Below are 1,671 nucleotides of genomic sequence, written 5' to 3'. Positions count from 1 at the left end.
GGCTCGATGCCGATCTTCTGGATCGAGGCGCCCGACGGCGTGTAGTAGCGCGCCGTGGTGATCGACAGGGCGCCGTCGGCCCCGCCGCGGAGCGGGATGACGCTCTGCACCGAACCCTTGCCGAAGCTGGTCAGGCCGATGATGGTGGCGCGCTGGTGGTCCTTCAGGGCCCCGGCGACGATCTCGGAGGCCGAGGCGGAGCCGTAGTTGATCAGCACCACGATCGGCAGGCCGCCGGTCAGGTCGCCCGGGCGGGCGGCGTAGCGGACGATCTGATCGGGCTGGCGGCCGCGCTGGCTGACGATCTCGCCGCGCTCGAGGAAGGCGTCCGATACGGCGATGGCCGCGTCGAGCAGACCGCCGCCGTTGTTGCGCAGGTCCAGCACATAGCCCTTGAGGGCCGGGTTCTCCGTCTTCAGCCGGGCGATGACCTCGCCCAGCTCGCGGCCGGTGTTCTCGTTGAAGGTCGAGACGCGCAGCACGGCGAAATCGCCTTCGATGCGGCCGGTGACGGAATCGATCTTGATGATCTCGCGGGTCAGGACGACCTCGCGCGGCTCCTCGCCGTCGCGCAGGAAGGTGACCTTGACCGAGGTGCCCGGGGCGCCGCGCAGCTTTTCCGACACCTGGCTGACGGTCAGGCCGGACGAGTTCTGGCCCTCGATGGCCGAGATGACGTCGCCGGCCTGGACGCCGGCGCGGGCGGCGGGGCCGCCGTCCATGGGCGAGATGATCTTCACCAGCCCGCCTTCGGAGGAGATGGTCAGGCCGACGCCGGAATACTGGCCCTCGGTGCGCTCGCGCAGCTCGTTGTAGCCCTTGAGCGGCAGATAGGCCGAATGCGGGTCCAGCGCGCCCATCATGCCCTGAAGGGCGGCCTCGATCAGCTTCTTGTCGTCGACCGGCACCACATAGTCGCGCTCGACCGTGGCGAGGGCGTCGCCGAACAGGCCGATGAGGCGGAAGGCCTCATTGCGCGGCGTCTGTCCGGCGGTCGTGGCCGCCCCGAGGCCGACCACGGTGGCGGCGGCGGCGCCGATCATCAGCAATTTGCGCATGCGGTCTTCTTCCAGCGGGCCGGGGAGGCGGCCTGAACAGCGTGAGTAATGAGGCCTCCGGCGACCAAATCGTGGCCGATCGCCGGTCCGCCGATAAAATCAGCGTCATCGGGGGTTGGGAAGCGGATTCGCTTGGGAGGGCTTAGGGCGTTGGGCGTAGGGCTTAGGAATTAGGAATTAGGAATGAGGAGGGGCGGTTGGTCGCATTCTCGCCCCCTCCTGAGCCCTAAGCCCTAAGCCCTAAGCCCTAAGCCCTAAGCTTTAAGCCCTCACCGGAGCCACGGCCCGGGGTCGACCGGCCGTTCGTCGCGGCGGAGTTCGAAGGCGATCTCGCCGTCGGGGGCGGAGCGGCCCAGCGTCTGGCCGTCGGCGACGCGGGCGCCGGTCTCGACCGCGACCTCCTCAAGGCCCGAGACGACGGCGAGCCAGCCGGGACCGAGATCGAGGATCACCACACGGCCCCAGCCCTCGAGCGGCCCGGTCCAGGCGACGCGGGCGGCGGCGGGGGCGCGCGCCTCGATCGCGTCGCCGCGCCAGCGCCAGCCGCTCGACCGGCCGCCGAACCGGACGGAAGGGGCGCCCGCGACCGGCGGGGTGAGGCGATCGCGGCCGG

Annotated in this window: 2 protein-coding genes; both read right to left on the bottom strand. The window is 70.5% G+C overall.

The genetic code is table 11. The features are described 5' to 3' along the window. A partial coding sequence (locus tag VGD32_RS13120) for a S41 family peptidase (protein WP_331032326.1) occupies positions 1-1,058 on the bottom strand: 1,058 nt, incomplete at its 3' end. 269 nt (positions 1,059-1,327) lie between these two features. Then, on the bottom strand, positions 1,328-1,671 hold a 344-nt coding region (locus VGD32_RS13115; RefSeq protein WP_331032325.1), incomplete at its 5' end, for a murein hydrolase activator EnvC family protein.

Origin of the sequence: Brevundimonas sp. (genome assembly GCF_036402095.1) — a bacterium.
Lineage (GTDB): Bacteria > Pseudomonadota > Alphaproteobacteria > Caulobacterales > Caulobacteraceae > Brevundimonas.
The sequence above is the reverse complement of the archived record's forward strand: the minus strand, read 5'-3'. Positions and strand labels throughout refer to the sequence as shown.